Raw genomic sequence first — 24,140 nt, forward strand, 5'->3', positions numbered from 1 at the left:
AGTTAATCCATTTTAATGTTTTAAATCATCAGGGATCGGCTGCTTAATCGGGATAGCGTTAGGCCTTCTGCCCTTACCTTTTTGATATTGTCTTAATTGGAATACATAAGCTAGCACCTGAGCAACGGCAGTAAAGAGCCCCTCTGGGATCTCTTGATCAATTTTGGTCGTATGAAAGATTGCTCGCGCCAGTGGTGGAGCAGATACAATTGCAACATCGTGCTCACGCGCAATTTCGCGTATTTTAAAGGCCACTTCATCGACACCTTTTGCAACAACAAAAGGTGCTGTAGAGCGGCTTGCGTCATATTTAACTGCAACAGCGTAATGCTCAGGGTTTACCACGATTACGTCGGCATTTGGTACTTCGCCCATCATTCGCCTTTGTGACATCTCGTGTTGCAGCTGACGAATACGACCTTTCACCTCAGGTTTACCCTCGGTGTCTTTATATTCGTCTTTCACTTCCTGTTTAGTCATTTTTAGCTGTTTAGCATGGTTCCAAACTTGAAATGGCACATCGATAATCACAATCAGTAACGTTGACGCGCACAGTAAAATAAAAATCCATACCACGATATCAAGCGCATGATAAATATTGCCTGGCAGATGATCTTGCGACAGCATCAAAATATCATTGAGATAAAGAGTTAATAGCAGATAAGCGGTAATGGCCACCACCGAGAATTTTGCAATGCCTTTGGTCAATTCAACCAGGGCCTGCACGCCAAACATCCGTTTCAAGCCAGCAACTGGACTCATTTTACTCGCTTTTGGCATGAAGGCTTGAGTAGAAAATGACATTCCACCTAAGGCGATGTTACCGGCAAAAGCAATCAAGGCCAGAAAGGCAATAAACCCCAATAATGGAATAGCAAGTTCATTGCCTATCATCCCCCACACGTTCATCATCTGATTGGTGTCAAAAATCTCATCACGACTCTGAATAAATAGCTTCGTCATGATATTATGCATCGCCTGTGCAATATCTGGCCCCGTCATTAACAAGCCAACAGATGCAGCGATCAGCACAGCTGAAGTCCCCAAGTCTTTTGATCGTGCAACCTGCCCTTTATCTTTGGCCTGCTGCAACTTTCTGGAGCTTGCTTCCTCTGTTTTTTCTTGGCTACTATCGTTTTCAGCCACTTATAGCCGTCCTCCATACCATGAAGGGGACAATATTGCTGATAATAATATGCCACAATAAAACATTAGTTGATCCCACCATCGGCACGACATTGCAGCTCAAGCACGTTACAAAGTAGAACCTGAACTTCACGCCACACGTCATCAAAATGCGACATGATGGGTGCCAATGTGAGCCAAAGGATAAACAAGCCCGCAATCATGGTGACTGGGAAACCGATGGAAAAGATGTTTAGCTGTGGTGAGGCTCGAGTCATTACACCAAATGACAAGTTAATCGTCAGCAGCGCAACAATCGCTGATAGCGACATCGTTAGTGCGGCGCCAAACATATATCCTATAAATTCGGTAAACAGACGGTAACTGGCCAAACTTAGCCCTTGCATAGACACCGGAATTGAGTCAAAACTGGCGATCACCATTTTAATGAGTAACAGATGACCATCGACCGCCAAAAAAATCATTGTGGTGAGCAATAGAAAGAAATTACTAATAACAGGAGTCTGTTGACCAGAGTTTGGATCAACCATAGACGCGAAACCTAAACTGGTTTGCATACCAATAATCTGACCAGCCAGCACAAAGGTTTGCATAAGCAATAATGAGGCAAACCCCATCGCGACACCAATCACTATTTGCTGCGCGGTAATAAAGGCTGCACTTAAGGAAAACAGGTCGATATTAGGCATAGCAGGTAATACCGGCGCCACTGCGGCTGTAACGGTCACTGCTAGCAGTAGCCTAACCCTAGTCGGTGTGGTGGTTGCACCAAAGACGACCATCACCATAAACATGCTGGAAATTCGCGTTAATGGCCACAAATATCCCGAAATACCATTCATAATAGTATCAAGCAAGATCTCCATGGCTAATCCCGCATCATTGCGAATAACGCGCTAGTCATCATTAACCTATGACTTGGGGGATCATATCCACCATCTGAAAAAAGAAGTCCATCATCATTTGTACCAACATGTGCCCCATTAGCATCAATGCCAACAATGTGGTCAGCAAACGCGGAAGGAAACTTAAGGTTTGCTCGTTAATTGAGGTTGCAGCCTGAAACACTGCCACGACTAGACCTATGATAAGTCCTGGCACAATAATCATCGACACGATAATCACAATCACGGCCAATGCTTCGCGGAAGATATCAATCAGTGCTTCTGGGCTCATAGCTTACCTATAATCCAAAACTGTTAGCTAAGGTGCCCATCACGAGACTCCAGCCATCAACAAGAACAAACAACATGATCTTAAACGGTAATGACACAATCATAGGCGATAACATCATCATACCCATGGCCATCAAAATACTGGCGACCACCAAGTCGAGCACTAAGAATGGGACGAACAACATAAAGCCAATCTGGAATGCTGTTTTAAGCTCACTGGTAATGAAGGCTGGAATAATGACCGTCATAGGTGCATCTTCGGGTTCATTAATCCCTTGATAACCCGAAATTTCAATAAAGGTATTCAAGTCAGTTAAGCGAGTCTGCGCCAGCATAAAATCTTTAAGTGGCCCTTGCCCTGTCGTAAAGGCATCCTGCAGCGGCATACCTTGTTCTATATATGGCTTCACCGCTTGGTCGTAAATCTTATCGAAAACTGGCGACATAATAAAAAATGTCATGAACATGCTGATGCCAATCAATACTTGATTTGACGGGGTCTGCTGCAAACCAATCGCTTGGCGCAAAATAGACAGTACTACAATAATTCGGGTGAACGAAGTCAACATAATGAGCATCGCCGGGATGAAGCTAAGCGCCGTCATTAATAGCAATATCTGCATAGTGACAGAATATTGCGTTGAACCATCTGCGCCTGTCGACACCGTCACAGCAGGCAAGATACCGTTTTCAGCCAACGCCGATGGCGCCATTAACGTTATCGCCAATCCAACTAGCAGCACAATCCATTTAATCATGATGACTTAGCCTGACGTAGACGACTAGCAAAAGACTCAGTCACGATTTCTACGGGCTGCGCTAATTTGTCAACTAAGCTAACCTGGTGTGGCGTCACCCCAAGTAAATATTGTTGGCCGTTAACTTCAACTAATACCAACTTTTCTTTTTGTCCTAGTGGCGTCACCGCAATTGTTTTTAGCACCCCTTGACTGCTTGGGACTAAATTAAAGCGCTTTACTAGGTAGGCAAGAAAGAAAATTAAAATCAGTACAACGATTAATCCGCCAACCATGCTTGAAAGCGTTGCAATACTGGATGCCGATGACCCAGTAGCTGAGGTCACGTTAACCGCTGCATTAGCGACAGGATCAGCTTGGGCTTCTACACCAACTAGACTGGCTACAACAAAATTAAAGCTCATTAAAAATCCTTACTACTTTTATTATTTTAGCTTTTTAATTCGCTCTGTTTGGCTAATAACGTCCGTTAAACGAATACCAAACTTGTCATTAACAACAACCACTTCACCGTGGGCAATCAAGGTACCATTGACCATGACATCCAGTGGTTCACCGGCAATCCTGTCAAGCTCCACTACCGAGCCTTGGTTTAACTGCAGTAAATTACGAATGTTGATAAAACTACGACCGACTTCCATCGAAATAGTGACGGGGATATCCATAATGGCATCGAGTTTAGAGACTTCATCGTCACTCAATGGCGAACCATCGTTACTAAATTCATCAAACTCAACAGCTTTAGCTTCCTCAATCGCCTGCTCAGCCATGGCTGATGCCCAATCATCTGTATCTGTACTCATTTACTCTTCACCTTATATATCAGAACGATCGCGTGATCGCCCTTTGTGAGTCACCAGCTGTAATTCTGTTTTAACCGTTTCCGGTCTTGGTATTTTTTCACAAATCTTTAGCGCTAAATTTTCTTTGGTTCTGCCCATTTTACAACGATATGTCGGCAGATCTTCGACCTTCATAATGATGTGTTCGGGCAGTTCAACCGGAATAACGTCACCCGCTTTAAACGCCAACACTTCTCTTAAAGTCAGTTTATGCTCAACAATCGTGGCATCGATCCCCACGTCAACATCCATGATTTCGTCACGCAATGCCTGCGACCAACGCATGTCGGTATCTTGGGTATCACTTTGTACACCCGCATCGAGCAATTCTCGAATTGGCTCAATCATGGAGTACGGCATAGTGATATGAAAATCACCACCACCGCCGTCAACCTCAATATGAAATGAGCTCACGACAACCACTTCTGTAGGGCTAACAATATTGGCCATCGCCGGATTGACTTCAGAATCGAGATAATCAAACTGAACATCCATCACTGGCGCCCAAGCATCTTTATAATCTTCAAAGATAATCTTTAGCAACAGCTGTACGATACGACGCTCGGTAGGGGTAAATTCACGGCCTTCAATTTTGGCATGAAAACGGCCGTCACCACCAAAGAAGTTGTCCACCAAAATAAAGACTAGGCGGGCTTCCATTGTGATTAACGCCGTCCCTTTTAACGGGCTAAAACGTACCATGTTTAAGCTGGTCGGTACGAACAAGGTATGTACATACTCACCAAACTTAAGCATTTGCACGCCGTTAATCGACACTTCAGCCGCACGGCGCATCATATTGAACATGCTGATCCGCAAGTGGCGAGCAAAACGCTCATTGACGATCTCAAGCGTTGGCATACGACCACGTACAATTCGGTCTTGCGACGAGAAATCATATGAACGTGCATCAAGCTCATTGTCATCAATAATGTCGTCATCGACATCATCAACTCCGTGAAGCAGCGCATCAATTTCGTCTTGGCTTAATAAATCACTCACGATATCGCCTTTGCTTATAAAAAATAATCAGTTTTTTCACGCAATTTATTGCATGACAAACCCGGTAAATAATATCTTTTCTACCACTGTGCGCCCAGTAACAGGTTGTAGGGTATTTTGTACATTTCTCAGTGCCAACAGACGTAATTCATCTTTGCCTGCAGGAGAGCTTAACTTCTGGATATCTGCACCACTAAATGTCGTTAGTAATGCGTCTTCAATTAGTGGAATATGTTTCTTAATCAGCGTGTCATCATCGTTACCACGTACCATTAGCTGTACTTTAATTTCAACTAAACGAGTGCGGCCGTTATCTGGCAAATTAAACAAAAATGGTCTCGGCATGGCTGCGTAAAAAGCTTCACCAGAACGTAATGCGGATTCTGCTGTAACAGTTTCACCCGCACTGGCAACCTCTGCAACATCATCTGAGCGCAATAACATCCACGCCGTGATCGCTATGACGCTAATAAGCACCACAGCGATCGCACCGAATAAAATAAGTTTCTTTTTACTTTGTGGTGCGGCGCTATCTTCTAGCTCTAATGTTGCTTCTTCTGCCATTTTTCTTCCCTAACTGGAGTGCAGAGCGAGGTCATCACTCTTTATCTATATTCCTAAGCCGCTATAGAGTACCTGCTTACGCATAATAATCTATACCTGAAGCCGAACTTGTTGATAGATTTGACCTTGTATGCAACTCTTCTGCTGAAATATCATCCGTTTCAACCGCGCCATGAGCACTACCGTGGCCATTCCCCTGCTCACCGTCGGCATTCCGACCACCTTGCGATACTTGACCATCAGTTAACTGCATGCCTTGTTCTGCCAACATTTCGCGTAATCTTGGCATGGCTTGCTCGACAAGCTCTCGAGTTTGATGCTGACTCACGTGAAACTGCACTTGAGTCGTGTCACCTTGCACTTGAATACGTACCATCATTTGACCCAGTTCTGGCGGATCTAAACGAATTTCAGCATGCTGCACGCCGTTACTGACCATAGTGATCAATTGCTGATTCATCATTGGAGAAAAGCGTTGGATCATCTGCTGCATCGACGGCGTCTGCTCACCAACTTGCTTCAAGGCGAGTTGAAACTGAGGCAGCTCTTGACGAGTAAGGCCTGATTGCTGCTGTAATGCCTGAGCTTGCAATCCGGTAAACGCCTTAGGCTCTGTTGTGCCGTCAAGGTTAGAGTCAACGTTCGTTAAGCTCGACTCCAGCCCCGCTTGAGACGATAGCATTCGCACAGATAGCTCTGCAGATTTAAGCTGCTCGGTCGAAGCCTGTTGATTAGCGTTTAGTTGCAGATTCTCATCTGTATTTTTAGTCGACTTAAGCTGCTGAGCATCTGAACTCTGAGATATGCCACTAAGCTCTTTACCAAAAATATCACGAGTCTCATTCGCCTTAGGATCAATAATGGCATTCGCTTGGAGGGGGTTATCTGTCACTCCGCTCTTGTTAGTAGAAGAACTATCAAGATCCTTGTTCACTAAATTGTTCGCGGTGCCAGCGTTAACATGAACGGCTGCAAATTCAGCTTTTAATTCACCATTAGCATCAAGCATTTGGCTTTGCTGCAATAGATTTTTTAATTCAGCAGTAGAAAGCATACTTAGCTCTTGCTCTGACAAGCCTGATTGTTGGCTCAAGGCCATCAAGGCTTCAGCAGATAATTCACTGGCGTCAAGTTGACTCGCGTCAGTCGCTTGAATCTCTGACTCTTGAATCTCTGACGCTTGTATCGCTGACTCTAACGGCAAATCTTCGCCGTTGGCGGCAAGCTGATTGTCACTGCCAAAATTATTTGCAAGATTTATCTGAGCAAACACTTGGCTAACATCGTCAGCGGCTTCAAGCTTGCCTTCTGTATTAGCTTGATTTACTGCCTTGTCCGCAGCGGCAAGCTCTTTTTCGGCTGTTGACTGTGTATTTAGCGCTTTATTCGTTGTATTTGAGCCTGGATTTTTGGGCTCGGAAGCAGATTTAGAGGCTGCTTGTTCAAGCCTTTCCTGTCGCTGCAAAGCTGCTTTTTCCAGTGCAGCAGCAAAGCTATCACCCTCAGAATTTATCTTAGGCTGTGCAAGCTTGCTGTGGTTATCAGCAGCCTTACTACTGGGTTCAGGGCTACTGAGTAAAACATTGTTCATTTGCTGCATTGCATCTCCATCAGCATTAACTCATCAAACCGATTTATCAGGAAAATGTCAAAATATCGGCTTAACTTGGACAGTCAATACAATAGAAAGCAAAAATAATGCCAAAACTAAACATCACTTAATCTTTATAAGCGCCGAGAACTGCAGTCGTTAAAGCAAGTCTTAAAAGAGCTTTATCATCCAAAAACGGAAACTAACAGCGACGATAAGCCGATATTTAGAATTACTTTTCCTGTATGGGGCAGTGAAATGAGCAGCTTAGCGTTGCCGCTTACGATAGAACTGTTGTGAGGCGAATTCGTCCACCATTTTTTGTTCGCTGCGCAACTCCGCAAGCTTGGCTTTGTCGGCTTTATTGGCGAGTAACAGCTCAACAGCTTTACGCTTTTGCTGCCTTTCTTGCCAGTTCATCTGCCGGTGTTGCCTTTGATTATCAGCCTCTTTTACCGTATTGACCTGCTGCACGATGGCGGCGTCAACTTGGCGTACAAACTGATGAAACTGATGATAGTGACTCGCGCTAATGCTTTGTCCCTGCTGTTGCTCCATCTGTTTCATATAATCGAGACGATAATTTTGCAGCGCTTGCAGTTGGTTTTGACGTCTTTGTAACTCAAGCTGCGCCGAACGAAGCTGCAGTGAAGCTTGCTCCTCCGCATCTTTTGTCAGCTTAAGCACCATGTGTAGCGGATCGGGTTTAGCCATAATAACAACTACCTAAGCGTGTTTCATCCTGCAGCAAATAGCGAGTTACACCTGACATTGCGCCCCCAATTGGCTTAGCATCAAGGTGCTACTGTCGAACGTTATCGAGTCCTTCATGGTTTGCCTTAAAAAAGCGTTCATCGCAGGCTGCAAGCGAATCGCGTTATCGATGCGAGGATCGCTTCCTTGACTGTAAGCGCCAATGGAGATCAGGTCTTTATTTTGCTGGTAAAGTGAATATACCTGTTTAACTTTACGCATGGCCTCTAGATGTTCAGGGCTTATCACCATAGGCGCAACACGACTAATTGATGCTTCGATATCGATAGCAGGATAGTGCCCTGAGTCGGCTAAGCTTCGAGACAATACGATATGGCCATCGAGGATCGCCCTTGAGGCATCGGCAATGGGATCTTGTAAGTCATCGCCTTCAGTTAATACGGTATAAAACGCAGTAATCGAACCTTGTTGACCACCGCCATTACCCGCACGTTCTACCAATCTAGGTAACTTAGCAAACACAGAGGGTGGATAACCTTTGGTCGCTGGCGGCTCACCTACAGCAAGCGCGATTTCACGCTGCGCTTGTGCATAACGGGTTAAACTATCCATGAGCAATAACACACTGTAGCCCAAGTCGCGAAAATACTCGGCGATTCGAGTCGAGGTTTCACACGCACGAAGACGCATGAGCGGTGAAGTATCGGCAGGCGCTGCCACCACAACCGATCGTGCACGGCCCTCAGGGCCTAAAATCTCTTCAATAAATTCTTTCACTTCGCGGCCACGTTCACCCACGAGCCCCACAACAATAATGTCCGCCGTCGTTCCGCGAGTCATCATTCCAAGTAACACACTTTTACCCACACCAGAGCCTGCAAATAACCCCATACGTTGGCCTTTACCCACTGTCAGCATTGAGTTGATGGCTCTCACCCCAACATCTAGTGGCTCACTAATGGCACGCCTTGCTAGAGGATTAATCGCCGGCGAATGACTCGAGGCTTTTTGATCTGTTTTTAAGTTGCCCAAGCCGTCAATAGGTTGACCGCTGCCATCGAGTACACGACCAAGCAAGGATAAACCGACACTTAAACCTGATTGCTCACCAAGCGGGGTCACTTTGGCGCCAGGCAACACGCCACGCAGCTCTTCAATTGGCATAAGGTATAACAATTGGTCGTCAAACCCTATGACCTCGGCAATCAAATCACCTGCCATGGTTTCAATAGCACACAGGCTACCGACCGCGGCGCGACACCCTGTCGCTTCGAGCGTTAGCCCGACCACTCGCACTAGCTGGCCACTGGCTTCAACCACAAAGGGATGAATTTTTTTCTGGTGCTGAGCCAGTTTATTGCGCAGTTGGTGCTGACGAGTCGGCATGTTCACCTTCGTTTGCATTTAAAGATGCTGTGGCTTGTTGATTATCTACTGCGTCAGCTGTTGGCTCTATTGTCGCAGCATGCTGTTGGGCTTGGGCCTGTCTTTGTGTTAGTAACGCTTCTTCTTGCTGCTCTTTTGACTGCATAAGATCTTGTTGGTGCTTATCGAGTTCTGTGAACACATGTTGCATACGGGTTTCAACGGTCATATCGATATGACTACGGCCACTGTCGATAATGCAATCGCCTGGCGTCAAACTAGGATCGGCTTCGATTTCCCAGCGATTTCGTTCTAACTGGCTCTGGGAATAAAGTTCAGAAATCAAAGCTTCATCGCTTGGCGTTACACGAATTTTGACTTTTTGCTCCTTTATCGGCAAAGAATCAATACCTTGGCGTAGCGCCGATAAAATATGCTCTGGATAGGTTTTCAGCTCGTGTGCGATGACCGTCTTTGCCAGCGTCATCGATGTGGCGAGTAGCTCTTTCTCTATTTCGGTATCTAAAATGGCGAGTGGAGCCTCAAACTGACTGAGCAAATTTTCGAAACGCTGCAGCATTTCTGCCGCCGTTTTGAGACCTTCTTCATGGCCTTGTTGTTGCCCTTGAGAGTAGCCTTCAGTATGGCCCTGCTCTAATCCCTCTAAACGCCCTTTTTCACGCCCTTCACGCAAGCCTTTATCTTGGCCCTCGGCGAAACCTTCTTGTTCAGCGTGAGCTCGGATATCCTCAATTTCACTTAAGGTTGGCGGTAAAATCATCTCATCTTCAATGGCGTCTTCAACCGTCGTCTGCAGGCTGTTTCGGCCAAACATATTCAACGCAGAGGGGCTAATATCTTGGCTAATATCGGGTAAATCCCAATGAGAAAACTCATCACTGGTATTAACACTAGCGCCTTGGGGCTCTTTAGGTTCAGTCATTATAGAAACTCGTCACCGCCTCCGCCGCCTAGCATGATTTCGCCGCTATCACTCAAACGACGAGCAATAGATAGGATCTCTTTTTGAGCGACTTCAACTTCACTAATTCTAATTGGGCCCATGGCCTCTAAGTCGTCTCTTAATAGCTCTGCTGCACGCTTAGACATATTACTCAGTAACTTATCTTTTAGCTGTTCATCGGCACCTTTAAGTGCTTTCATCAGCACGTCCTGCTGCACTTCACGCAGCAAGACTTGAATGCCCATGTCATCAACTTCACTCAAGTTTTCAAATACAAACATTAAGTCTTGGATCTGCTGCGCCATCTCTTCATCTGACTCACGCATGGTTTCCATCAAGTGACTTTCAACCCCGGTATCGAGGTAGTTCATGATATTAGCAGCCGCTTTCAAGCCGCCCATTTTGGCTGCCTGTGCGCCACCTTGACCAGCAAACTGTTTCTCCATGATGTCGTTAAGCTCTTGCAGTGCAGCAGGCTGTACTTCTTCAAGGTTCGCGATACGCATCATCAAATCTAAACGGGTATTTTCAGGGAACTGAGCAAAAATTTCAGCTGCTTGGTCGGGCTCAAGATAAGACAAGACAATAGTTTGAATTTGCGGATGCTCGTTTTGAATAATCGTTGCCACTTGGCGCGCATCCATCCACTTAAGCGAATCAAGACCTTTGGCGCCGCTGCCCATAATAATCTGTTCGATTAAGTTGCCCGCCTTGTCTTCACCTAACGCCGCAGTTAATGCCTTACGCACGAACTCTTCGCTGTTAAAGCCAATCGATGAATACTTTTGAATATCATCTAAAAACAGTTTGTGAACACCAATAACTTTCTCTTGGCCAAAGTCTTGCATCGCCGCCATTGCCATGCCGACTTTTTGCACTTGCTTTGGCTCTAAATGCTTCAAAATCGATGCTGCATCACCTTCGCTCAAACTTAACAATAAAATGGCCGTCTTTTCGATGCCACTCAAATCACTGGGCTTAAAGCCTGGCGCAGTTTTCGCTTCTACACTAATATCATTTGTCATCTTCAAGTAACCAGTTTTTCACAACTTGTGTCGATAGTTCAGGCTCGTTAGCCACCAGTGCGCGGATCGCTTTTATCATATCATCGTCTTTGTGCAAATTAGGGATTTGAATTGAGCCGTCATCCGCATAACTGTACTCAGCCTCTGGGCGCTGCAACATACCCAAGGTGTCAGCGGCATATTGATCTTCAATTTCAGCCAAGTCGCCACCCAGTTGCTGCTCTTCAGGCATTTGAACGCTATCAGGGTATACCAGTTTTTTCAGCATTGGACGCACGACGGCAAGAATCAATACCAAAATAACGATGGCGCCTAGCACTAACTTAACGGCGCGCCAAAACCAAGGTTCTTCCCATATCTCTGGTGCTGGCGCGGCCTCAATCAGTTGATCCATAAATGGCACAGTAACCACTTCGATAATATCGCCGCGTTGGGTATTAAAACCAACCGCACCTTCTAGTAAGCGGCGGATATTGGCAAGCTCTTGCTCCGTTCTTGGCACGCGATTCACACTGCCATCTTCTGCCATCGGGGCATTTTTAAAATCGACGGCAACCGAAACACTGACTCGCTGCAGAGTGCCAATTTGTTGGCGAGTATGACTGATAGTGGTATCAAGCTCGAAATTACGAGTCGATTCTTTATGAGAACTGCCAGAATTTTGTGTTGCGACTTCAGTAGCTTTCACTTCTTGAGGAATATCTGATGCCATTGGTGGCTGATTTGATAACGCGCCAGGGATCCCACCAGTGGTACCACCATTGGAGTTATTCTCAACAACCATCTCGCTTCTTAACGCAGGTAAATCCGGATTATAACGCTTAGCGGTTTGTTCAACTGCGGTAAAATCCATACTGACATCGACTTGAGAGGTGAAATTCTCAGGCCCTAAGATTGGCATTAAAATCGATTCGACTTTATGACGGTACTCCGACTCTTTTTGCTGGACGATTTCAAGCTCACGTCGCGCAATTGCCGATACGCCATCTTGGCTACCTGAATTTAATAGGCGGCCATTAGAGTCGGTAACGGTAACTTTATTGGGTTCAAGGTTATGGACAGCAGACGCCACGATATCGACAATTGAGTCGACCTCTTCTTGGCCTAAACCGCTGCGTCTAGTACTTACCACAACGGTTGCACTTGGCTTAGAGCGGTTTCTAGCAAATACATTTTCTTTTGGTAAGGCTAAAATGACTTTCGCGCGAGTGACACTTCTTAATTCTTCGATGGCGCGGGCAAGGTTTTGTTCCTGGCTGTGCTTTAAGCGCGCTTGTTCCATACGCTGGCTCACACCAAAACCACTGTCTTTATTTAGAAAATCGTTATTAGCTTCTGCATTATCGAGCCCTTCACGGCTCATCAACATTTTTACATCTTGATATTTGTCTTCGGGAATTTTAACTACGTCGCCTTGGATTTCATATTTAATCTGGTTTTTATCGAGAACATCTAACACCTGCACCATTTCGGCAGTGCTCATTTGGCCCAATGGACGATATTCAGGTTCTTGCGCCCAGATCATCACAAACACAGCTAAGGCTAAACAGATAGCAAGCGCCAAAATCATTGTCACTTGACGTAACATATCAACGCCACCTAACGACCCCATTAAACCCGGCTTATGTTCTTCCTGAACGCCTGATGTTTGTGGGTTGGTTGCTAAACCTGAACCTGTACCTACGACCATTTCTGTACTCACTATTGCACCCTGTTTTTACTGTAAAAGGCCTAAACGGGCATACTCATAATTTCTTTATAAGCTTCTACGAGCTTATTGCGCACTTGCACGGTTGCTTCAAAAGCAACGCTTGATTTCTCTCGGGCGATCACGGTATCAGATAATGTCACTGTGGTATCTCCCATATCGAGTCGAGTGGCGAGATTAGCAGCATTTGATTGAAGTTCGCTTACATTTCCAACAGCTTGCGACAGTAGCTGACCAAAATCGCTACTCGAAGTATTCTGCACTTGGCGAGCGATGCCCGTCTGAATACTTGAAGTACCAATTTGACCATTAAGTGACTGCATCTCTTGTAGTAATGAATTAGCACCAATTTGCATACTTAGCTCCGATGTCGTTTTGTTGACGAAAATGTTGATATAGCTAGATAAAGCAAATAGCTTGCCAGTTTGTCAAAAGAAGGGGGAATAGCTAAGACGGGAAAGATGAGACGAACGGCCTGCGGCCTTACAGCACGTGACTGTTTGATGTAATTGAATGTCACTACGGAACGCTTCGCTTACGGAAAAGCGTTAAAAGATTAAAGCGACGGCATAAATGCCGACCTACGATAAAAGAAGGTTCTAGGTTCTAGGAAAGCATAAAGATCAAAGCAATTGCATAAATAAAACCAATGAAAGCTTTTGACTTTTCTTGCGATTTTCCTAGGACCTAGTAGCGAAGCGTCCTGTGAGTGAGCCTGCGAACGTTCTAGGTCCTAGGTCCTAGATCCATTTAAGCAGGAATTTGAATGCCTGAGTCGCGCATTTTGGCCATTTTATAACGCAGGGTTCTGGCACTGATCCCGAGCTTTTCTGCAACCAATTTTCGGCTGCCGTTACACTGTGTCAAGGTTTCTAGAATAATCACATGCTCCTGGGCTTTTAACTCATCCCCTAAACCGTCAAGTTCAACAGGTTTATCGTCAGGCTTGGGGGCTAGCTCAGTACTAAAATCTAACTCCAAAGAATCGATAATGATGTCTGCGGCGGTAATTTCATTAGACGCGCACAAGATCAACGCTCTTTGAACCACGTTATCTAATTCGCGAACGTTACCAGGCCAACGATAAGTTAATAATCGGCGTGAAGCGCACTCACTCAATTGTGGCAACTCACTGCGATTAGCTATCAATGCATGACGCTGTATCAAGTGCCTTGCCAAGGGTAAAATATCGGCAGGACGCTGATTCAGCGAAGGCCAAGTCAATGGAAACACATTAATACGATAATAAAGATCTTCTCTAAACTCGCCCGATGTCGCCATAGCTTTTAAATCACGGTTAGACGTCGCCAACACTCGAACATTAAGTTTAATGGTTTTACGGCCACCTAAACGCTCGACTTCTCGCTCTTGCAATACTCGTAGTAATTTAGCTTGCAGCCCGACTTCCATTTCGGAAATTTCATCAAGCAGTAAGGTACCACCTTGTGCTTGTTCAAACTTACCTGGACATGCCTGATACGCGCCGGTGAACGCGCCTTTTTCATAGCCAAACAAGGTGGCTTCTAGCATATTTTCAGGAATGGCGGCGCAGTTAATAGCCACAAATGGCTCGGTAGCACGCTGACTATTTTGATGTATATAACGAGCAAGCACCTCTTTACCACTACCGCTTGGCCCCATTATCATCACGGATGCATCTGACGCTGCGACTCGCTGCGCTAAAGCGAGCAATGCTAAGCTTTTTTCATCGGCTACAATCGGCGTGCCTGCTGTCGATTTGACCGGCATATAGCGAGAAACTTGATTGACTAACACTTCGGCAGAGAACGGCTTTGATAAATAATCCACCGCACCAAGCTTCATCGCATTAACCGCATTATCGATAGTCGCGTAGGCTGTCATCAACAATACCGGCACTTTAGGATGGTGCTGCTGCAAGTAATTAAGCAGACCAATGCCGCCAACACCGTCCATCTGTACGTCACTTATCACCATATCAAAGCGTTGGCTTTTCAATGTCAAAATAGCTTCTTCGGCTGAGCCTACGTCAACACAGTCGTAATGAGCTAACATCAAGGTATCGAGCAATGCTTCACGCAGTGATGCATCATCTTCTACCAGTAAAAGTTTACCTTCAGACATGCTTAACATCTCCTAGCATTTCTTCACTGTTAATTTTCGAAATCAATGGGAACTTCAATGATGCGGTGCAACCTTGGCCTGGATGACAACTAAATTGCATTTTTCCACCGTGATTATTCACGACCGACTGCACAACAGCCAAGCCTAAGCCCGTACCTTGAGACTTAGTGGTAAAAAAAGGTTCAAGCACTTTATGCTGCATAGCGGCATCGAGCCCTTTGCCGTTGTCAATAACATCTAAGTGCAGTGCAGTTTGTGTATCATATGCATGTAGCGTGATTTGGTTCGCGCCAGCTTCGATACTGTTCATCACTAAATTATTTATCGCTGAACACAAAGCGGCATCATTGGATCTAATCTTTTGCTTTGACTCGTTATTAAAAACCAATTTACAGCCATTTTGCTCAGCGATGGGCTGACAATTACTCAGTACATTATCGACCACTTCATCAATAACAATAATGCTATCGAGTTCTTGCTGACGCCCCTTAGCCATTAACAGCATATCGTTGACTTGATGCTCTAGCTCGTTGAGTCTATCGACGAGCTTGCCTTGAAAGCGCTTTCTAGCATCATCCGATATTCTAGGACTAGCCAGATTTGAAGCATATAACAACGCAGCACTTAGCGGCGTTCTCACTTGGTGAGCGAGTGTTGCCACCATTTTGCCTAATGCAGAGAGTCTCTGCAGGTGTGATAGGTTCTTTTGTAACAATCGAGTTTCAGTTAGATCGGTTAATACAATAAGTTGGCCCGGCTCTGGCGTTAACGGCGTAATCGCGAGTTTAACTCGGCGCCCATTACGCAGTGAGACCTCATGACCATCATCATCTTGTGGTGAGAATGCGCGGTTAATAATTTGCAGCCAGCGAGAGCCTTCTAGTGGATTACCGAGCAGTTCAACGGCGACAGGGTTCGCATCGGTAACAATGCCATCACCATTAATAATCACCACACCAGAGGGCATAGCCTGCAGAATATGATCCATACGATTAGACATATTCGCGGCTTGCTGTACATCCACTAGCAATGGGCGCTTTGTCGCACTGGCACTAATAGCATCCGTAACATCGAGTTGTGGCTGTGGAATAGCTGACATGGTAACCCCGTCAAAAAAACTGCATTTGAATGGGTTAAAGCAGGAATTATGCCAGTTGTTTAAAGCTAAGATGGACGCTGCGCTACGAGGACGTGACTATTGACTTTAATTGAATGTCACTGCGAGAGCGTCACTTCGTGACTTCTAGGTTCTAGGTTAAAGCTGAGACGGGCATGCAGAGACGAACGGCCTCAGGCCTCACGGCACGTGACAGCTTGATTTAATTGAATATCACTACGGAACGCTTCGCTTACGGAAATGCCTTAAAAGAGTAAAACGACGGCATAAATGCCGACCTACGATAAAAGAAGGTTCTAGGCGCTAGGGAAAGCAGGTTCTAGGTTAAAGCTGAGACGGGCATGCTGAGACGAACGGCCTCTGGCCTCACTGCACGTTGCGGCTTGATTTAATTGAATATCACTACGGAACGCTTCGCTTACGGAAATGCCTTAAAAGAGTAAAATGATGGCATAAATGCCGACCTACAATGAAAGAAGGTTCTAGGTTCTAGGAAAGCAGGTTAAGGCTGAGACGGGCATGCAGAGACGAACGGCCTCTGGCCTCACGGCACGTGGTAGCTTGATTAAATTGAATGCCACTACGGAACGCTTCGCTTACGGAAAAATGAAGAGCCGGAAAGCAAAAGGCAATAAAAAAGCCAGAAGACTCATCTTCTGGCTTATTCAAGAAAGTAGGTAAATATCGAAAGTTCACTTTGATTCAAACCATCTTAGCTTAAACCGTCTTTGCTTGTGTTTTTCCTAGAAGCGAGGCGCTCTAGCAGGACGAAGTCCGTCCTCGAAGTGAGCCTGCGAACGCCCTAGTAACTTCTTAGCTTTAACAGTCAGCGCAGCGTTCTGTGAGTAAGCCTGCGAACGTTCCGTCTTCCGTGAGCGAAGCGTTCGTCTTAGCTTAAACCGGCTTTTATCAATCTTTACCCATGCCGTATTTACGCATTTTTTCAACTAAGGTAGTACGACGAATACCGAGCATTTCTGCTGCGCGGGCAACGACGTTGTCTTGTTGATCCAGCGCTTGCTTAATCATATCGATTTCAAGCTCTGCGAGTAAGTCTTTAAGGTTTACTCCTTCCGGCGGTAATTCGCTTGGGAAGCGGGTTTCTGGTATTTCGATAGGCTCTTCATCATTAAAGATTGAGGCTAAGGCATCACGCTCAAGCTGCTCTTCACTGATCTCTACGCAATACTCTGGCACATCAATATGACGATACTTAATCGGTAAGTCATTCACATCAACTAATCCGCCTGGATAGAGGATAGTTAAACGCTCAACTAGGTTCGACAGTTCACGAACGTTACCGGACCAAGCATGTTCTTTTAATGATTCTATCGCACGTTGGGTGAATCGAACTCGACCACGACCTTCGTTATAAACACGACTCACTAGCTCTTGTAACAAGAGTGGAATATCTTCTTTTCGCTCACACAAAGCTGGCATTTCAATAGGAAAAACATTCAACCTGTAATAAAGATCTTCCCTAAAGCCGCCGTCTTCAATCATAGTTTCTAAGTTTCTATGAGTTGCAGCGACAACGCGAACATCAGCAGCGATAGACTTGCTGCCACCTACGCGCTCAAACATACGCTCTTGCAGTACTCGCAGCAGTTTAACCTGCATCTGCAACGGCATATCACCAATCTCGTCTAGAAATAACGTGCCTTTTTCAGCTAGCTCGAAACGCCCTTTACGTGCACTGATCGCGCCAGTAAATGAGCCTTTTTCGTGGCCGAAGAGTTCACTTTCTAATAACTCTGCTGGGATAGCACCACAATTGACCGGGATAAACGGTCCATCACGGCGATCTGAGATGTAATGGATATTGCGAGCGACAACCTCTTTACCCGTACCTGATTGTCCAAGTACTAGAACGGTGGCCTCTGAGCCTGCAACTTGATTAATTAGATGGCGAACGTTAGCAATGCCATCACTGCGACCGACTAAGCTTCTAAACAACTTAGTCTGATTTGCGCTCGTCGGCGTATCTGGACGCTTAACCTGTCCATAAACCTGACAAAAATGCAGTAATTCAGTTAATTGTGGGTAGTTTAATGGCTCTTCGATACTGCCTAGTACATTAGACGATTTAATATCGCCTTTTTCACCAAGCAGTAATATTGGCTGCCACGGAAGCACCCCAGCCAGAGACTGTATGAGTTCTTTAGTATTATTTTCAGATGGCAATACAATCGCGCGAAAACGCATTTGTTTTGTATATGCGTCAAGTTTATCGAAATCGATCAACTCAACTTGCTCACCTAAAAATTCAAATACACATGACAAGCGATTAATTCGCTCAGACTGGTTACCGACCAGTAGAATTCGTTGATCTGTTTGCATCATTCCGAAGGCCATAGGGCTCAAATATTTTAGCGCATTAATTATTAGTGTTTGTTGCTTTTATCAAGCTAATTATTCAAGCCAGTTGTTATCCAATAATATTTTTTGAACTCACCAGCTTATAGAATAGTGTATTATCAGCCCATCATTAGCAAGCCCCTGATGAGTTTTATGAGGTTCTGACTAAGTTTTAGGTTGAATTTTCTACTTTACAATAAGTAGTTAGACGTATTTTTGACGGATGACAAAAAAGGAGTGACGAATCACTCCTTTTTAAGCGACATAATTTAGTTTTGCGAAGATACTTCATGCAGCTCTGTCGGGATCGTATCCCAAGCTTCTTTAATTACCCTTAAAATATCCGTTGCATCATCAATTGCTTTAACGTCGTTATTGATATTGGCTTCAGAAATCCTACGGATCATAAAATCATATAAAGCGCTTAGGTTGCTAGCAACGTCACCTTCAGCCTCCATATTCAAGCTGCTGTTTAACCCTGCGACAATACTTATCGCTTTGCCTAAACTGACACCTTTTAGTTCTAGGTTATTCTGTTCGATGGCATAACGTCCCTGAGCTAAGCGCTCTAACGCTCCGGCAAACATCATCTGGATGACCTTGTGTGGTGAAGCTACAGCAATACTGCTATCTAATGAGACCTTACGATATGATTGAAGCGAACCTCTCATAAATACCTACCTATTTGAACCTATTGTCTTGTAAAGATTGGTTTGTCGTCTGCCCTTACGGAGCACCCCTAATAGAGCTTCCCGATCGGCAAGAACGTTACGTGCCCTTAACCCAAATTCCTGACTACTCTCAGCGAGCTTTTGTATGTAAGATCTGTCTAGCTGCTGTTCATCGCTGACTAACTGAGTAATCAAAGTTTGACGGCTACCAATAGTATCCTGCAATTTAGATACCAAACTGTCACTTTGGTCATCTTCAAACAGCGTATTTTCCAAACTATCTAACAATTGCGATAACGCATCATCCAGTTTTGCTAACTCGATGGCTCGTGTTTCAGTGCTTAAATGTGAGCTTATCTGTGAATTTAACATCTAGCGACTCTCGCTTTGGTTAGAAAAACTATTTTTGTGGCACCATGCCGGGTAACGAATCAAGCCTTGAGAACAGATCATTAGACTGTTGATTTAAACTCGCAACCACTAAATCCATGGCATTAAACTGAGCGAAGAGTCGCTTTTCGTATGCAGCCATTTTCATTGCTAATTGCTCGCGACTATCGGTAATGCGTGATATTTGGTTATCTAGGGTTTCATCACGGCTGTCAATCGTACCGCCAGATTGCACATAGGTTTCGACTAATCCATCGAGCCTTGCCGCAAGTCCTGTCTCTTCAGCACTGAACATCTCTCGAATTTGCGGCATATCATTGTCGAGCGCGTTATCTAATATTTTTTCGTCTATCTCAAGCGTGCCTTGCTGAGTGGTCTTCACGCCAATATTGGCCAGCATGGTCGCACCCTCAGCGGTATCGAAACTACTGGACAATACGCCCCGCAGTTGACTCTGAATGCTGCGCACTATGGCATCACCTTGCAAAATCCCGGCTGTTTCAGTTTCTGGATCGTAACCCGATAATTCTGAAACTGTGCCCATTAACGCATTATAAGACTCAACAAAGCCTTCGACACTGCTTTTAACTGAATCGGTATCAGGAGAGATTGTTAGCGTGGTGCTTTTAGCAATATCATCAGCTTTGAGGGTTAAACTGACGCCGGTAATGACGTTCTCGACATCATTACTGCCTGATGTCACTTTTAAACCATCGACATAAAGCACCGCATCTTTAGCCGCACTGAGCTCGGTCATGCTGAAGGTGTCAGCCAAGCCTGTGCCGCCATCGGTATCGGTCGCAGTAACGGTTATGTTATTGGCTGTGCCAGTTTCATCGGAGGTCATGACTAATTGTGGGCCATTGTCACCATTAATAATGGTGGCTGTCACGCCGACGTTGTCTTCAGCATCGTTGATTTTCTGCATCACAGTTTCGAGTGAATCACCCGCTTCGACCGCAACGACAAAATCTTTGCCATCAACACCAAAAGTTAACGAGCCTTCACCTAATGCTGCCGTTGCATCAGCAACCGCCGCCGAGCCAATTTTTTGACTTTCAGCTAATTGCTCAACTTCAATTTTATAGCTGCCTGAAACGGCGGTCTCATCGGCAGTTGCACTGATAAAATCACTATTTGATAGTTTAACCTTGCGTGCAATAAAGGTATCGGGGTCGGTTAACTTCTCAAGACTATCTTGAAACTCAGTAAGTGCACTCTTTAGTGAGCCCATACCCGATATTTGCGCGTTAAGCTTGCCTTCATTGGCATCAAACTTGGCAACCTTTGGATCATTTTCGACACCCACTAACGCCGACACAATGCCATTGATATCCATTCCAGAACCAATACCAACCGATGTTAATCCCATGACAACCTCAACTTAACTAAAACTAAACTATGAATACTGACTTATTTGGACTTAAACGTTAATAGTGCTATTAAACCTGAGTAGACATCAACAAGCCATCCATCTCAGCTATTTTTTCATGCAATTTAATGGCCAACTCTAATGCTTCTTCATTGGGGATCTGTCTGATCAGATCGCCCGTATCGATATCAAGTACACTGATCACTTGCTTACCGAGCGAATCATCGACCGAAAAAGATAATCCCTTGCGCAGCATAGCCATCATGTCAGATAATTTGCTTGCAACCGCCTCCATCTCTTCAGGAGACGGATTGACAGGCTCAAGCTCGTTAAGCTGAGCATTTTCATCTGCTTTATTACTCTTTTCAAGCATGCTGCTGTTGTTAGTAGCGTGCAATTGTCCTGCATTATTAGCACCTATCACCTGCTTGCTCTGTTCAGAGGTTGGCTCTGTTTTTAGCTGCTGCGCTTGATTCAAGCTTTTAATTTGTTCCTGAGCCCCATCATTTGACACAGGCGCAAGACTACCAGTCATGTTAAGTTCCATTTCACCACTCCTGTTGTTATCCATTTTTAGTGAATCAGGCACAAGTTGCTAATCGTCTCTCAATCAATATGCCGTTATACTTTTACACTAAAAAGCGTACCGTTATCACTGATTTTAAACAGCAAGGGGAGAGACGTTGCCGCCTCTCCCCTTATTATTTAATTAGCTAAACCTGTTAGCCTAATCATCACTTGTTTCTGACTTATAGTCTTATAACAATGACAATGCAGCTTGTGGTAACTGGTTAGCCTGGGCAAGCATCGCAGATGATGTTTGTGACAGAATCTGCTGCTTAGTTAACTCGGCCGTTTCTTTAGCAAAGTCCACATCTTGAATTCGGCTACGTGCATCAGATACGTTAGACTGAACATTGCTCAAGTTGTTGATGGTAAAGTTCATCCGGTTTTGCACCGCACCTAAGTCTGCACGCTGCGAATCAATACCCGCAATAGCGGCATCAATTACAGCAATTGCACTTTGTGCACCATCGGCATCCGTAATATCCAAGTCCTCAACACTTACAAGAGTTGAGGCGACGTTTACGCCCAGAACATCAGCAACAGTACCCGCATCACCAGTGACTGATATAGCATCTTGAGATGTCATTTCCAGCGTAGCCAATTGACGTAGACCTGTGGCAACGGCCGCGGTTCCATCTAATTCCGCAGTGTTGGCAGCGCCACCAACCATCGCTATTTGATCAACGTTTTTAGCGGTTATGCTAACAGTACCATTGTCATTCGAAGCTTCAAAACCATCAGCTTTTAAGTCTTCGACGAGTTGATCTTCATTACCAACATAATCTGCCATTGCATAGGTTTTATTGCCAACAGTGAGATCCGCATCGACTGTCGCACCAGTTAACGCACCAACTTTCGCCGTGACAGAGGTTTCAGCTTTCACACCATTACCCAAGGCATTTATCTGGTCAGCAATCTGAGTCGAGGTAGCATCAGCAGCGACAGTGATAGCATCACCATTAACTTTGATATCACCAGTAGCAACACCAGTAGCAGCAGCAGGAAGACCTACAGCTGTAGCGGCACCAAGTACAAGACCTGTTCCCCCGCCTTTTAGTTGGTTTTGACCTAACGATGATGCTGATGTATTTGATAATGAAATTGAAATTGTTTCATTAGCATTTGAGCCAACTTGAAAATCTTGGGTTCCGTAATTTCCATCGAGTAACTTCTGGCCACCGAAAGAAGTGGTTTCTGAGATACGGGTTAATTCAGCATTAAGCGAAGTAATCTCTTTTTGCATCGCACCGCGGTCTTCTGCTGAGTTTGAACCGTTGGCTGACTGTAGAGACAAGTCACGCATACGCTGCAAGATATTAGTCGATTCTTGCATTGAACCTTCAGCGGTTTGCGCAATAGAGATACCGTCGTTGGCGTTACGCATGGCGACACCGATACCATTGATCTGACTGGTCATACGGTTAGAGATCTGCAGACCGGCAGCATCATCTTTAGCGCTGTTAATACGCAGCCCTGATGACAAACGCTCCATCGAAGTTTGTACGTTAGAGTTTGCGTTATTTAGGTTGCCCTGTGCTCGCATTGAAGTCACGTTCGTATTTACTGAAATAGCCATTATTAATTCCCTCTTACCTTACTTTAGATAGACTGATTGTTGTTGCCTGTCTTTCTAAAGTCAGGCGAATTATCTTGGTTACAGTATCTATAACGGCCAGTTGTTTTTAAGCTTTAGGCTTTTTTTTACACTTTTTGATTTTTTGGGTTTAAGAGAGGATAAAAAAAGAGGATGCAAGGTACTAAGCTCTAGGACCTAGGAAATCAAAAGCAGAGATGGTTTAGGTGAAGATGAACACTGCACTCACCGAAAATCCTGAGTATGCTAGAGCGCTTCGCTGCTAGGACGCGGCTCCGCCACGGCGAGAGCGGGCTCTGCCCTGCTATACAGTCAAAGGCTAGTGCTTCGTGGTAATTAAGCTCGTAGTTCAGTAATTACTAATTCAGCAATCAAAAGCCAAAGCTATTCACCACAGAGGACACGGAGCGCTACGCGACACGGAGAAAGTCAACATCAAGACAAATAACAGCAAGAAAATGAACAATGTAGTTTTAATCTTTTGCTCTATGCACTTCTCCGTGCCCTCTGTGAAAGCGCAGCGCTTCGTGGTGAGAACGCTGTTAACTCTTTGTAATCAAAAGCCAAAGCTATACACCGCAGAGGACACGGAGCGCTACGCGACACGAAGAAAGGCAACTGCAAGAGCTAAATCAACAAACATTTTTATCTTTTGCTTTACGCACTTCTCCGTGCCCTCCGTGAAAGCGCAGCGCTCCGTGGTAAAAATGCGCTTAATTCAGAGTTCAAAAGCCAAAGCAATGCACCACAGAGGGCATGGAGCGCTGCGCGACACGGAGACTATCTACAACAAGACAGGCAACAGCAAGAAGTCAATCAACAAACGCTTTTATCTTTTGCACTTCTCCGTGTCCCTCCGTGAAAGCGCAGCGCTTCGTGGTAAAAATGCGCTTAATTCTGTGTTCAAAAGCCAAAAGCTATTCACCACTGAGGTCACGGAGCGCTACGCGACACGAAGAAAAGCAACATCCAGACCAACTAAAAATAGCGCTAATCTTTTGCTCTACGCACTTCTCCGTATCCCTCCGTGTAAGCGAAGCGCTTCGTGGTAAAAATGCGCTTAATTCTGTGTTCAAAAGCCAAAAGCTATTCACCACTGAGGTCACGGAGCGCT

General features: G+C 45.1%; 24 protein-coding genes. 1 reads left to right on the top strand and 23 read right to left on the bottom strand.

Features of this window, described 5'->3' with window-relative positions; translation table 11 throughout:
* Nucleotides 1-12 precede the first annotated feature (12 nt).
* The 23 genes from flhB to ACVBIL_RS17445 form a co-directional block, all read right to left on the bottom strand.
* Nucleotides 13-1,146 (bottom strand): flagellar biosynthesis protein FlhB, encoded by a 1,134-nt coding sequence (flhB, locus tag ACVBIL_RS17335; protein ID WP_447168204.1) that lies wholly within the window; start codon nt 1,144-1,146, stop codon nt 13-15.
* 65 nt (nt 1,147-1,211) lie between these two features.
* Entirely contained in the window at nt 1,212-2,012 is an 801-nt protein-coding gene (fliR, locus tag ACVBIL_RS17340) for a flagellar biosynthetic protein FliR (protein WP_447168205.1), read from the bottom strand.
* 40 nt (nt 2,013-2,052) lie between these two features.
* Entirely contained in the window at nt 2,053-2,322 is a 270-nt protein-coding gene (locus ACVBIL_RS17345; protein ID WP_012276565.1) for a flagellar biosynthetic protein FliQ, read from the bottom strand.
* Between the two features lie 7 nt (nt 2,323-2,329).
* The gene (gene fliP / locus ACVBIL_RS17350) at nt 2,330-3,079 is read right to left on the bottom strand and encodes a flagellar type III secretion system pore protein FliP (protein ID WP_447168206.1); all 750 of its coding nucleotides are present in this window, start codon (nt 3,077-3,079) and stop codon (nt 2,330-2,332) included.
* Nucleotides 3,076-3,483 (bottom strand): flagellar biosynthetic protein FliO, encoded by a 408-nt coding sequence (gene fliO, locus ACVBIL_RS17355; protein WP_447168207.1) that lies wholly within the window; start codon nt 3,481-3,483, stop codon nt 3,076-3,078. The genes fliP and fliO overlap by 4 nt, the downstream gene beginning before the upstream one ends.
* A gap of 21 nt (nt 3,484-3,504) precedes the next feature.
* Nucleotides 3,505-3,882, bottom strand: coding sequence for a flagellar motor switch protein FliN (fliN, locus tag ACVBIL_RS17360; protein WP_447168208.1), 378 nt, complete (start codon nt 3,880-3,882; stop codon nt 3,505-3,507).
* A 12-nt stretch (nt 3,883-3,894) separates the two neighbouring features.
* Entirely contained in the window at nt 3,895-4,923 is a 1,029-nt protein-coding gene (gene fliM / locus ACVBIL_RS17365) for a flagellar motor switch protein FliM (RefSeq protein ID WP_447168209.1), read from the bottom strand.
* A 45-nt stretch (nt 4,924-4,968) separates the two neighbouring features.
* Entirely contained in the window at nt 4,969-5,487 is a 519-nt protein-coding gene (gene fliL, locus ACVBIL_RS17370) for a flagellar basal body-associated protein FliL (RefSeq protein ID WP_447168210.1), read from the bottom strand.
* A 76-nt stretch (nt 5,488-5,563) separates the two neighbouring features.
* The gene (locus ACVBIL_RS17375) at nt 5,564-7,087 is read right to left on the bottom strand and encodes a flagellar hook-length control protein FliK (RefSeq protein ID WP_447168211.1); all 1,524 of its coding nucleotides are present in this window, start codon (nt 7,085-7,087) and stop codon (nt 5,564-5,566) included.
* A 258-nt stretch (nt 7,088-7,345) separates the two neighbouring features.
* On the bottom strand, nt 7,346-7,792 hold the full coding sequence (fliJ, locus tag ACVBIL_RS17380) for a flagellar export protein FliJ (protein WP_447168212.1): 447 nt from the start codon (nt 7,790-7,792) through the stop codon (nt 7,346-7,348).
* Between the two features lie 45 nt (nt 7,793-7,837).
* Nucleotides 7,838-9,178 (bottom strand): flagellar protein export ATPase FliI, encoded by a 1,341-nt coding sequence (fliI, locus tag ACVBIL_RS17385; protein WP_447168213.1) that lies wholly within the window; start codon nt 9,176-9,178, stop codon nt 7,838-7,840.
* On the bottom strand, nt 9,147-10,100 hold the full coding sequence (fliH, locus tag ACVBIL_RS17390; RefSeq protein ID WP_447168214.1) for a flagellar assembly protein FliH: 954 nt from the start codon (nt 10,098-10,100) through the stop codon (nt 9,147-9,149). Before fliH ends, fliI begins: the two co-directional genes overlap by 32 nt.
* Entirely contained in the window at nt 10,100-11,146 is a 1,047-nt protein-coding gene (fliG, locus tag ACVBIL_RS17395) for a flagellar motor switch protein FliG (RefSeq protein ID WP_447168215.1), read from the bottom strand. The genes fliH and fliG overlap by 1 nt, the downstream gene beginning before the upstream one ends.
* Nucleotides 11,136-12,836: a flagellar basal-body MS-ring/collar protein FliF gene (fliF, locus tag ACVBIL_RS17400; RefSeq protein WP_447168228.1), complete on the bottom strand. Its 1,701-nt coding sequence runs from the start codon at nt 12,834-12,836 to the stop codon at nt 11,136-11,138. The genes fliG and fliF overlap by 11 nt, the downstream gene beginning before the upstream one ends.
* A gap of 41 nt (nt 12,837-12,877) precedes the next feature.
* The gene (gene fliE, locus ACVBIL_RS17405; protein WP_447168216.1) at nt 12,878-13,210 is read right to left on the bottom strand and encodes a flagellar hook-basal body complex protein FliE; all 333 of its coding nucleotides are present in this window, start codon (nt 13,208-13,210) and stop codon (nt 12,878-12,880) included.
* Between the two features lie 394 nt (nt 13,211-13,604).
* Nucleotides 13,605-14,957: a sigma-54-dependent transcriptional regulator gene (locus ACVBIL_RS17410; RefSeq protein WP_447168217.1), complete on the bottom strand. Its 1,353-nt coding sequence runs from the start codon at nt 14,955-14,957 to the stop codon at nt 13,605-13,607.
* A complete protein-coding gene (locus tag ACVBIL_RS17415; RefSeq protein ID WP_447168218.1) occupies nt 14,950-16,056 on the bottom strand; it encodes a sensor histidine kinase in 1,107 nt (368 codons plus the stop codon). Before ACVBIL_RS17415 ends, ACVBIL_RS17410 begins: the two co-directional genes overlap by 8 nt.
* Before the next feature lie 927 nt (nt 16,057-16,983).
* Entirely contained in the window at nt 16,984-18,417 is a 1,434-nt protein-coding gene (locus ACVBIL_RS17420; protein WP_447168219.1) for a sigma-54 dependent transcriptional regulator, read from the bottom strand.
* 284 nt (nt 18,418-18,701) lie between these two features.
* Complete coding sequence (gene fliS / locus ACVBIL_RS17425; RefSeq protein ID WP_447168220.1) at nt 18,702-19,103, bottom strand: flagellar export chaperone FliS; 402 nt, start codon at nt 19,101-19,103, stop codon at nt 18,702-18,704.
* A gap of 6 nt (nt 19,104-19,109) precedes the next feature.
* Nucleotides 19,110-19,475: a flagella biosynthesis chaperone for FliD, FliT gene (locus ACVBIL_RS17430; protein WP_447168221.1), complete on the bottom strand. Its 366-nt coding sequence runs from the start codon at nt 19,473-19,475 to the stop codon at nt 19,110-19,112.
* A gap of 28 nt (nt 19,476-19,503) precedes the next feature.
* Nucleotides 19,504-20,865 carry a flagellar filament capping protein FliD gene (gene fliD / locus ACVBIL_RS17435; RefSeq protein ID WP_447168222.1) on the bottom strand — a complete coding sequence of 454 codons (1,362 nt, stop codon included), beginning with the start codon at nt 20,863-20,865 and terminating at the stop codon, nt 19,504-19,506.
* A 70-nt stretch (nt 20,866-20,935) separates the two neighbouring features.
* Nucleotides 20,936-21,412: a flagellar protein FlaG gene (locus ACVBIL_RS17440; protein WP_447168223.1), complete on the bottom strand. Its 477-nt coding sequence runs from the start codon at nt 21,410-21,412 to the stop codon at nt 20,936-20,938.
* Nucleotides 21,413-21,622: 210 nt separating this feature from the next.
* Nucleotides 21,623-23,008 carry a flagellin gene (locus ACVBIL_RS17445; RefSeq protein ID WP_447168224.1) on the bottom strand — a complete coding sequence of 462 codons (1,386 nt, stop codon included), beginning with the start codon at nt 23,006-23,008 and terminating at the stop codon, nt 21,623-21,625.
* Between the two features lie 476 nt (nt 23,009-23,484).
* Between ACVBIL_RS17445 and ACVBIL_RS17450 the strand changes: the two genes are divergently transcribed.
* Nucleotides 23,485-24,078 carry a hypothetical protein gene (locus ACVBIL_RS17450; RefSeq protein ID WP_447168225.1) on the top strand — a complete coding sequence of 198 codons (594 nt, stop codon included), beginning with the start codon at nt 23,485-23,487 and terminating at the stop codon, nt 24,076-24,078.
* Nucleotides 24,079-24,140 lie beyond the last annotated feature (62 nt).

Source organism: Shewanella sp. 125m-7, assembly GCF_052977045.1.

Coding starts and splice junctions, on each gene's coding strand:
- fliR (WP_447168205.1), bottom strand. CDS start 2,012: ATGGAGATCTTGCTTGATACTATTATGAATGGTATTTCGGGATATTTG.
- ACVBIL_RS17345 (WP_012276565.1), bottom strand. CDS start 2,322: ATGAGCCCAGAAGCACTGATTGATATCTTCCGCGAAGCATTGGCCGTG.
- fliP (WP_447168206.1), bottom strand. CDS start 3,079: ATGATTAAATGGATTGTGCTGCTAGTTGGATTGGCGATAACGTTAATG.
- fliO (WP_447168207.1), bottom strand. CDS start 3,483: ATGAGCTTTAATTTTGTTGTAGCCAGTCTAGTTGGTGTAGAAGCCCAA.
- fliN (WP_447168208.1), bottom strand. CDS start 3,882: ATGAGTACAGATACAGATGATTGGGCATCAGCCATGGCTGAGCAGGCG.
- fliL (WP_447168210.1), bottom strand. CDS start 5,487: ATGGCAGAAGAAGCAACATTAGAGCTAGAAGATAGCGCCGCACCACAA.
- ACVBIL_RS17375 (WP_447168211.1), bottom strand. CDS start 7,087: ATGCAGCAAATGAACAATGTTTTACTCAGTAGCCCTGAACCCAGTAGT.
- fliJ (WP_447168212.1), bottom strand. CDS start 7,792: ATGGCTAAACCCGATCCGCTACACATGGTGCTTAAGCTGACAAAAGAT.
- fliI (WP_447168213.1), bottom strand. CDS start 9,178: ATGCCGACTCGTCAGCACCAACTGCGCAATAAACTGGCTCAGCACCAG.
- fliH (WP_447168214.1), bottom strand. CDS start 10,100: ATGACTGAACCTAAAGAGCCCCAAGGCGCTAGTGTTAATACCAGTGAT.
- fliG (WP_447168215.1), bottom strand. CDS start 11,146: ATGACAAATGATATTAGTGTAGAAGCGAAAACTGCGCCAGGCTTTAAG.
- fliF (WP_447168228.1), bottom strand. CDS start 12,836: ATGGTCGTAGGTACAGGTTCAGGTTTAGCAACCAACCCACAAACATCA.
- fliE (WP_447168216.1), bottom strand. CDS start 13,210: ATGCAAATTGGTGCTAATTCATTACTACAAGAGATGCAGTCACTTAAT.
- ACVBIL_RS17410 (WP_447168217.1), bottom strand. CDS start 14,957: ATGTCTGAAGGTAAACTTTTACTGGTAGAAGATGATGCATCACTGCGT.
- ACVBIL_RS17415 (WP_447168218.1), bottom strand. CDS start 16,056: ATGTCAGCTATTCCACAGCCACAACTCGATGTTACGGATGCTATTAGT.
- ACVBIL_RS17420 (WP_447168219.1), bottom strand. CDS start 18,417: ATGATGCAAACAGATCAACGAATTCTACTGGTCGGTAACCAGTCTGAG.
- fliS (WP_447168220.1), bottom strand. CDS start 19,103: ATGAGAGGTTCGCTTCAATCATATCGTAAGGTCTCATTAGATAGCAGT.
- ACVBIL_RS17430 (WP_447168221.1), bottom strand. CDS start 19,475: ATGTTAAATTCACAGATAAGCTCACATTTAAGCACTGAAACACGAGCC.
- fliD (WP_447168222.1), bottom strand. CDS start 20,865: ATGGGATTAACATCGGTTGGTATTGGTTCTGGAATGGATATCAATGGC.
- ACVBIL_RS17440 (WP_447168223.1), bottom strand. CDS start 21,412: ATGGAACTTAACATGACTGGTAGTCTTGCGCCTGTGTCAAATGATGGG.
- ACVBIL_RS17445 (WP_447168224.1), bottom strand. CDS start 23,008: ATGGCTATTTCAGTAAATACGAACGTGACTTCAATGCGAGCACAGGGC.
- ACVBIL_RS17450 (WP_447168225.1), top strand. CDS start 23,485: ATGAACAATGTAGTTTTAATCTTTTGCTCTATGCACTTCTCCGTGCCC.